8 protein-coding genes and 1 pseudogene are annotated in these 7,843 nt (G+C 67.0%); 5 read left to right on the forward strand and 4 right to left on the reverse strand.

Annotation, left to right across the window (positions count from 1 at the left end; translation table 11 throughout):
* Positions 1-330: 330 nt before the first annotated feature.
* The 5 genes and pseudogenes from LCE31_RS33055 (at position 331) to LCE31_RS33070 (ending at position 3,214) form a co-directional block, all read left to right on the forward strand.
* Positions 331-1,180, forward strand: a pseudogene (locus LCE31_RS33055) (IS5 family transposase).
* Between the two features lie 167 nt (positions 1,181-1,347).
* Complete coding sequence (locus tag LCE31_RS33060; RefSeq protein WP_225021041.1) at positions 1,348-1,797, forward strand: hypothetical protein; 450 nt, start codon at positions 1,348-1,350, stop codon at positions 1,795-1,797.
* Between the two features lie 422 nt (positions 1,798-2,219).
* The gene (locus tag LCE31_RS40650) at positions 2,220-2,345 is read left to right on the forward strand and encodes a hypothetical protein (protein ID WP_263632602.1); all 126 of its coding nucleotides are present in this window, start codon (positions 2,220-2,222) and stop codon (positions 2,343-2,345) included.
* Between the two features lie 31 nt (positions 2,346-2,376).
* The gene (locus tag LCE31_RS33065) at positions 2,377-2,643 is read left to right on the forward strand and encodes a hypothetical protein (RefSeq protein ID WP_225021053.1); all 267 of its coding nucleotides are present in this window, start codon (positions 2,377-2,379) and stop codon (positions 2,641-2,643) included.
* A gap of 46 nt (positions 2,644-2,689) precedes the next feature.
* The gene (locus LCE31_RS33070; protein ID WP_225021043.1) at positions 2,690-3,214 is read left to right on the forward strand and encodes an AAA family ATPase; all 525 of its coding nucleotides are present in this window, start codon (positions 2,690-2,692) and stop codon (positions 3,212-3,214) included.
* 10 nt (positions 3,215-3,224) lie between these two features.
* Here the strand turns inward: LCE31_RS33070 and LCE31_RS33075 are convergent, their stop codons facing one another.
* The 4 genes from LCE31_RS33075 to LCE31_RS33090 all read right to left on the reverse strand — a co-directional run.
* Positions 3,225-3,809 (reverse strand): DUF6262 family protein, encoded by a 585-nt coding sequence (locus LCE31_RS33075; RefSeq protein WP_225021045.1) that lies wholly within the window; start codon positions 3,807-3,809, stop codon positions 3,225-3,227.
* Complete coding sequence (locus LCE31_RS33080) at positions 3,799-6,315, reverse strand: tyrosine-type recombinase/integrase (protein ID WP_225021047.1); 2,517 nt, start codon at positions 6,313-6,315, stop codon at positions 3,799-3,801. The genes LCE31_RS33075 and LCE31_RS33080 overlap by 11 nt, the downstream gene beginning before the upstream one ends.
* Positions 6,312-7,457: a tyrosine-type recombinase/integrase gene (locus LCE31_RS33085; RefSeq protein ID WP_225021049.1), complete on the reverse strand. Its 1,146-nt coding sequence runs from the start codon at positions 7,455-7,457 to the stop codon at positions 6,312-6,314. The genes LCE31_RS33080 and LCE31_RS33085 overlap by 4 nt, the downstream gene beginning before the upstream one ends.
* Before the next feature lie 81 nt (positions 7,458-7,538).
* A partial coding sequence (locus LCE31_RS33090; protein WP_225021051.1) for a hypothetical protein occupies positions 7,539-7,843 on the reverse strand: 305 nt, incomplete at its 5' end.

The raw sequence follows: 7,843 nt of genomic DNA on the forward strand, positions 1-7,843 counted from the left end.
CTTGATCGATCTCATGACCAGCGCGACCACGATGGCTCCGGGGTCTCTACCTGGCAGTAGAGCAGAGCCGATAGAGGGCTCGCGCCCGATATCACAAACAGGCACTGAGAGGGATTTGGTCCATCTACATCCATATTTGTCATGGTTCGTGGTGAGTGATTGATGAGGTTGGCGGGAGCTGGGATGGCGGTGGGGCGGGAGAGGCTGTGGGACGTCTGTTGCACCCCATCTGCTCCTGTTTCATCCCATGGTGCGCCGGTTGCGGCTAATGCTTCATGTTCAGTCTCATGCGCCCTGCCGGGCCGTCCGCAGCTGCCGCCTGATTGCAGTATGAGCGAACGGCGGCGGTATCCCAGCGATCTGTCCGATGCCCGATGGGCCCTGGTGGAGCCCCTGTTGGCGAACTGGCGGAATGACAAGGCCCGCCACGGACTCAACATCGGCACACCACCGCAGCACAACCTGCGCGACCTGCTCGACGCCATCCTCTACGTGGCCCGCACCGGCATCCCTTGGCGCTACCTCCCGCACGACTACCCGCACTGGAACACGGTTTACGGCTACTTCGGGAAGTGGGAGCGCGACGGCATCTTCGAGCAGCTCAACGCGCTGCTGCGGCGCCGGGTCCGCGAGGACGAGGGCCGCAGCCCGGAGCCGACTGGCTTCGTGATCGACGCACAGAGTGTGAAGACCTCCACCAACGTCCCGGCCCCGCGGGCAAGGCGTTGACGTGGGCAAAAAGATCGTCGGCCGCAAGCGCAGCGTCGTCATCGACACCATCGGCCTGATGCTCACCGTGCTCGTCACCGCCGCCAGCATCCAGGACTCCGTGGCCGGCGAACGCCTCCTCAACCGCATCGCCGCCGACCACCCCGGCATCCGCAAGGGCTGGGCCGACCGCGGATACCGCGGATACCGCGAATACCTCGTCGACCACGCGGCCCGCCTCGGCATCGACCTCGAAATCGTCCGCCGCACGCCTGGCACCAAGGGCTTTACCGTCCTACCGCGCCGTTGGGTGGTCGAGCGCACCCTGGGCTGGCTCATGCACCACCGCCGCCTGGCCCGCGACTACGAAGCCCTTCCCACCCGCTCCACCGCCATGATCTACATCGCGATGATCGCCCTCATGACCCGACGCATCACCCGCGAATCAACCCAAACCTGGCGAGGGGCGTGAACCGCATTAAGTACGCAGAACGGGGCCAAACAATGGATCAAAACGCCCTCTGACCAACAGCGCCGGCCGCAGCGCCGCGGCGGGCCGGTTCGTCCGTACCCGGGTCGACCGCCCCGCCCCGGCGATACCGTGGTGGCACACGCCCGTTCGCGCCCTGGAGGCGCTCGATGAGTGAACAGTCGGCCCCCGCCGACACCGCCGCCGCCCGGCAGCAGCTGGAACCCGTCGCCGACGGCGGACTGCGCCGCCACCGTTCGACGGGCCGTGGGGAGCGCGGCACCACGGTCCCGCTGGGTGAGGGGGCCGGGTGCCGCCCGGAGCAGTGGACGCCCTGTTACGTGCTCAACGTTCACAAAGCCGCAATATGTTACGTGAGGCAACAGTCCCGTACTGCGAACCTCCGCTCCCGGGTGCAGGCTGAATGCATGAGCGACGACGAGACGAGGATGTTCCGGCCTGGAGAGAAGGTTCCCGAAAGCGGAATCTACGAGTGCACCTGCGGCAAGTCGCACCGTGCGTTCACCAGCACCGATGTCCGGGGCCACACGTTCCCGCCCCCGCCGGAGAACTGCTCCGGCATCGGCTGGAATCTGAAGGAAGCCACACACGAGCAGTAGCGTCCGCAGCCCTGCCCGGTACGGGAGACATGCTTGCGCGATTTGGGGCAAGGCGGATCATGCCTCGTTGAGGCTGTTCGTGAGGGACGTTGGACTACCAGGGCCACGGTTGAAGACCCCACGGCACGAGCGGCCCCGCTCTGAATCGGTGGTCTTGATGGCCGTCCCCGCGAAAACGTCTCGTACCCGACAGCATGATGTCCTCGACACGAGTGAGTCCTTCCGCCGCCGTCTGCGCCGCGCGGCGCCTTCGCGGCACCGTGCTTAGCAAAAGGCCTGTTCGTACGCGCGGTACACAGCACGATGAGTAGTCAAGCAGCCGTGTTCAACACGGCTGCTTGACGTGGCCCGCTCGTTGCTCGACCTGCCGCACATGTATCTGTGCGCGTACGCGGCGAAGACCCGCGCCGACGCCGACCAGCTTGCCGCTGTCCTGGGAGGACATCGCCGCCAACGGGCTCCCGGCGGTGGAGGACTGCACGCCGTGGGAGGAGCTGTGCGAGGCTCACCTCGCCCGGCTCGCCGCCCAGCGCCCGGCCGTCGCCTGATGCCCGCACCGCACGCCCCCGCCGCGCCCGCATCGAGTTCTCCGACTCCGCCGCGAAGCAGCTGGACGCCATCACCAGCGAAGCCGAGCTGCACGCCCTGGACCGCGCCCTGGTCGTCGTCTCCGTCGACCCCGAGGCGGGCGAGCTGCTCCCCGGCGACAGCACCGGCCCGCGGCTGTGCCAGTACGTCGACGACGTCGAACGGGTTCGCCTCGTGTACTGGGTGACCGCGTTGAAGACCGTGGTTATCTGGGGTTCCCAGGGTGTTAGTGCAGGTCAACGCCGTGTAGCTGTGTGAGGGACGTTAGGCACGGTGCCCTTGGCCTTCGTGACAAGATCTGGGTGTGACGACGTTGTTCCTGACGGTCGGCCTGCCAGGGGCCGGAAAGACGACGAGAGCTCTGCAGCTGGCCAAGGAGCACAGCGCTCTGCGGCTGACGCCGGATGAGTGGATGCGCCCGCTGTTCGGCGACCCGCAGCCGGAGGGGAAGCGCGATGTGCTGGAAGGACGGCTGCTCTGGCTTGGTCTGGAGGCGCTGAGGTTGGGCACCAACGTGGTCCTGGATTTCGGATGCTGGTCTCGTGACGAGAGATCCGCGATCCGCTGGTTGGTGATGTCTGTGGGCGCGTCCTTTCAGCTTGTGTATGTGCCGGTGGACCATGAGACCCAACGTGCTCGGGTCGCCCATCGCCAGTTGACCACCCCTGATCAGACCTTCGCGATGAGCGAGACGGACCTCGTGCACTGGAGAACGCTGTTCGAGGAACCCGATGCCGCGGAAATCGAGGGCCACGGCGTTGAAGGTCCACCTCCTGGGTGGTCAGGCTGGTTGGAGTGGGCTACCGATCGGTGGCCGTCACTCGCGTGACCGTCCGGTCCTAGGCACGGTTCTCGTTGCGGATCATGCGGCGAAGACTGGTGCGGGCTGCGGTGAGTTCGTCCTCAAGGTCAGTGACTCGCTGCCGGAGCCCTGTGTTCTCCGTCGTCGCCTGCCGCTCCGCCGTGGACAGCCGCAGGTTCTCCTCGGCGAGCTCGTTGATGCGGTCGACCAGGTCGTGGTTGCCGAGCTGTTCGACCTGTTGCCCGAGATGAACGCGTGCTTGTTGCCGCAGCTGGCCGTTCTCAGTTCGCAGCCGCTTGATCTCCTGCCGGGCGAGAAGCAGGTCGGTCTGCTCGCTGGCGGTGGAGACCTTCCGTCCGCTCCGCTGGTCCTGGTGGCCCTGGGCGGCCTGGCGGGCCCGTGCCTGGTCGATGCGTTCGCGCAGGCCGGGGGCATAGACGAGCCAGCTGGAGACGTCCGCTTCGCGGGCGACCGCGGCGAAGGTGATGCGCCGGTTGTCGCGGAGCATGTCCTGGACGGCCTTGAGGACGCGTCCGCGTTTGTCGGCACTGTCCCGCTGACGTGCGGCTTTCAGGATCTCTGCGGGCGTCCTGGAAGGCTTTTCGGACGTCTCAGCAGGCATCCGGGGTGTCCTTGCGGATCACGGTCAGCGGCAGCAGCTTGTGGTCCCGGCTCGCGCGGACCTTCCTCAGGACCGAACTGGCTTCCTCGATCTCCTCGCGTTCATCCTGGGGGAGGCTGCTGAGCCGGTTGCGCATGGTGTCGGCGACATTCGTGAACGCGGTGATCTGGTCGGTGAGGTTGCGGACGACGAAGTCGTCGGCGTCCATGGCCTTGGCAGTTTCAAGGTCAGCCCGCAGGTCGTTGACGTGCTGTTCGATCGGGGGCAGGTAGGACGGGTCGGGGCGGTAGAAGCCGCAGCCAGCGCACTGGAACCGGATCGGACATGCCTTGCCACCAGCTTTGACGTTGCTGGGCTCGCGGCAGTTACCGAACGGGACGGCGACCGACTGGGCCTCGTAGTCGGTGGTGCTGGTGAACGGGGCCGGGCGGCCGGAACGGTCGATGGTGTGGCTCCGCATGGTCGTGATCGCCTCTCGTTTCCGCTTCAGGGACACCTGGTAGTACGACATCGTCGTGACGATCGACCGGTGGTCCATAAGCTCTTTCAGCACGTCAACCGGGACGCCGGCGTCGGCATGACGCTGGGCATAGGAATGCCGGAACGCGTAGGGGAAGATCAGCGTCCGGTCGAACCGCAACCGCTCGCCGTGCTCGTCGAGTTCGTCGCTCAGCAGCACCGGGATCGCCGCGACCCATTCCCGCATCGAGTTGGCCAGGCTGGAAGCCTCCATGTGTGCGAAACCACTGCGGTCGGTGATCGACGGGAAGAGGTACTTCCGGCTGCGGGAGGGGACCTCGATCTGCCGTCGGCGGGCCAGCCACTTCTTGATCACATCGGCGGTCTCACGTGTGATGGGCAGCTTGCGGCCGAAGCGGCGCTTCTTGACGTTGTCCCAGATGAGGGTGTTCTCGCCCTTGCGGGTCTCCACGCACTTCAGCCGCAGGCTGGCGACCTCGATGGGACGACGGCCGGTGTCGCGCAGGACCAGGTAGGCCGTCTGCAGCATCAGCTCGATGTCGGCCCGCCCCATCTCGCCGTAGGGGAACCCGGCTCCCATCAGGTGCAGGTGTGCGTCCATCTGGTCGATGACGGGTTCGGGGACGGCCTTGCCGGCGGCGTCCTCGATGATCTCCTCGGGCGCGAGAACGAGCGTCTTGTCCCGGTTGAAGCTGCCGGGCATGCCATCCAGCATGTCCGTCTTGCGGCCGAAGTCGATCAGGTCGAGGAAGACGCTGAAGGAGTCCATCCGCCATTTGCGGGTGGTGAGTTCGCCGTTGTCGCTGCGGCGGATGCAGGACATCGCGCTGAAGACCGCCTGCATGTCCGCGAACCGCAGCCCGGTGTAGTCCAGGCCGCCGCCCGGCCGGGCGTGGAGGGCGTCGGAGGCGATGACGCAGGCGTTGAACGTCCGTTTGAACTTGTCGTTCTTCATGCTGACGGTCTCAGCCCAGGTCTTGAGGACCTCCCTCAGCCAGGGCTGCCGGATCGCGGAGGCATCGACGTGCCCGGGCCGCTGCCGGCGGCCGCCCAGGCCCACGGACTTCAGCCCCAGCGAGGGCAGGTCCCAGAGGTCGGCGTCGGTGGGCGACATGCCGCGGAAGGACAAGGACGCCAGCCGGAGGGACCGGGCGAACTCGCGGAACTGGGCGACGATGTTGTTGCCCTTCAGCATCCTGGCGGCGAAGTCCTCCGGCTCGACGGTCAACAGACTCGGGATCCCTCCGAGCTTGGACACCAGCAGGCGGGTCGCCCCCGGTTCGAGTGCGCCGCCGCGGGCATCGCGCTGCTGCAGCCCGTAGAGGACTTCCCAGCGGACAGCCTCCTCCAGAGGCCGCAGACAGAACTGGTTGGCCCGCAAGACCGAGGCCGCCCTCGAAGCCCAGGCTTCCCGGTCATCGGCGGCTGTGATGCCCTGGCGGCGGTCCCTCTCCCAGGACTGGTAGTGCGGGTTGCAGAACGGGCTGACCACCCGCTGGTTGGAGCAGCCCCGGACGATGCAGGTCGGCCGGGCCTGATACGGGTGGGTGTCACCGGAGACGATCCACTCCTGAAGGCTCATGGCCTGGCTGAACCGGCGCCGGTAGTGGTGGTAGTGGGTGCGGCAGAGGTCCTGGGTGTAGATGGGCCGCTCGCATCGGACCGAGTCCCGTTCCAGGAGGCAGGCGTCGCGCTCGGCGCCCCGCTCAAGCCGGATGCGGCGGGGACGCTGGTAGGTCGCCACGAACTCCTCCCGGCTCAGCCCGCTGTTCGGGTAGACCTCCGAGCAGTGTCGGCAGAACCCCCTGCGGGCGGGCATCAGCGTCCAGCACGACACCGTCCTGCACTTGTCGACCCGGGTGCGGGGGTGGTCCAGGTTACCGTCGAAGAACCAAGCCTCCTGGGCCCATTCGCCCGGCCGCCACAGGGGGTCGACCTGCTCCCGTAGCCAGCCCGTCCAGGCGGTCAGATCGAGCGGGACGACCGGGGAGAGCGGCTCCGCGGTGATCGGTGCGGGACTGCTCATGACCGCCTCCTTGCCGCGACCAGCTCGACCGCCGCCCGCTTCTCTCCGTCTGTCCTGTGCAGGTAGGGCGTCAGCGAGGACCGGGAGACGTGCCCCATCAGGTCCTGGACGACGTCCTCGTCGACGCCGGCGCGGACCCAGGCCGTGGCCGCCCCGTGCCGCAGCATGTGCGGACGTGCGGTGAGCTGGGTCTTCCTCGCCAGCCGGTCGAAGAGCTCCTTCGCGGTGCTGTAGAGCATCGGCTGCCCCAGCGGGGCATGGAAGAGGTTCACGAAGACCATGTCGCAGCCCACCGCCTCAGGGACCTCGTCCCGTTCGAGCTGGTAGTCCGCGTAGAGCCCGGCGAGATCCTCGGTCACCGGGATGACCCGGGCGAAGCGGGACTTGGCCAAAGCCCCGTTGGCGTTGTTCGCCCGCCGCCGGACATGGATGTGTGGGCCTTCGACCCGGCAGCCGAGCGACCGCGAGTTGCTGAGCAGGTGCATGTCCTGGCGGCGCAGGCCCAGGGCCTCGCTGATCCGCTCTCCCGTGCAGCCGAGCAGGGCGACCAGGAACCGGTCGCGGGCCCGAGTGGCGACCTGGAAGAGCTGGTCAGCCTCCTCCGGCGTCAGATACTCCACGGCATCCTCGGTCGACTCCGGCAGCTTGAGGATCTTCGTCCTCACGGTGCGGAACTGGCCGTCCTCGCCCGCGTCCTTGCCCGGCGGCAGCCAGTTCAGGTACTTCGTCTCCGTCAGCCGGGCCACCAGCTCCGCATCCACCCACTCGTTGCGCGAGCAGAACCGCAGAAACTCGAAGACCCCGGTCATCACCTGGTTTGCCGACTTCTCCATCCGGAACCGCGGCGGGGACGACACCCGCGGACCGCGCGGCGGCAGCGGCTCGTCCACCAGCCACCGCAGGAACCGGGCCAGATCCAGGAGCGTGACCTGCTTCCAGTCCAGCTCCCGCGCGGAGCACCAGGTCAGGAACAGGGCGGACCGGATACCGTACGCCTTCTCGGTGTTGAACGACCGGCCCATGTCCCGCAGGGCAGCCAGGAACGTACAGGACTCGTGGTGGAGCCGATACGACTCATCGACCACCACCCACAGCGGACGCCCGTCGACCGGGGACTCGGCGCATGCAGCACGGAACTTCATGACACCCATGACTGACCGTCAGCACGTGCCTCACAACCAGCAGATATCCCACAGTCACACGAACTGGTGAGCCTATGTGCCTCACACAACAAGAGCCGGATCGGAACCGCAGATAACCGTGGTCGTGGTCGCCTTCATCGAGGTCTGACCGACGACCTCCTGGACCAGGCCGACCGTGGGCTGCCCGCCCGCGTCGAAGAGGCCGGCGCCGACCGCGAGGACGATCCGCGGCGGACCGTCGTGTCCGTCGTTTGGTTGAGGGATCGGGTCCGCCGGTTGGTGAGGGATCGCTCGCGTAAGAGGAAGACCTAGTAGGGCCTGGTCAGGTTCACTCGCCGGTGGCGTGTCCCTTTGATCGCTTGTTCCGTTGACCTGTTGTGATGGAT

It is taken from the genome of Streptomyces sp. 8L, from assembly GCF_020176795.1.
In the GTDB taxonomy this organism is placed as follows: Bacteria; Actinomycetota; Actinomycetes; order Streptomycetales; family Streptomycetaceae; genus Streptomyces.

Excerpts from the sequence above, each read along its gene's own strand:
- LCE31_RS33085 (WP_225021049.1), bottom strand. The coding sequence starts at position 7,457 with ATGAAGTTCCGTGCTGCATGCGCCGAGTCCCCGGTCGACGGGCGTCCG.
- LCE31_RS33060 (WP_225021041.1), top strand. The coding sequence starts at position 1,348 with ATGAGTGAACAGTCGGCCCCCGCCGACACCGCCGCCGCCCGGCAGCAG.
- LCE31_RS33080 (WP_225021047.1), bottom strand. The coding sequence starts at position 6,315 with ATGAGCAGTCCCGCACCGATCACCGCGGAGCCGCTCTCCCCGGTCGTC.
- LCE31_RS33075 (WP_225021045.1), bottom strand. The coding sequence starts at position 3,809 with ATGCCTGCTGAGACGTCCGAAAAGCCTTCCAGGACGCCCGCAGAGATC.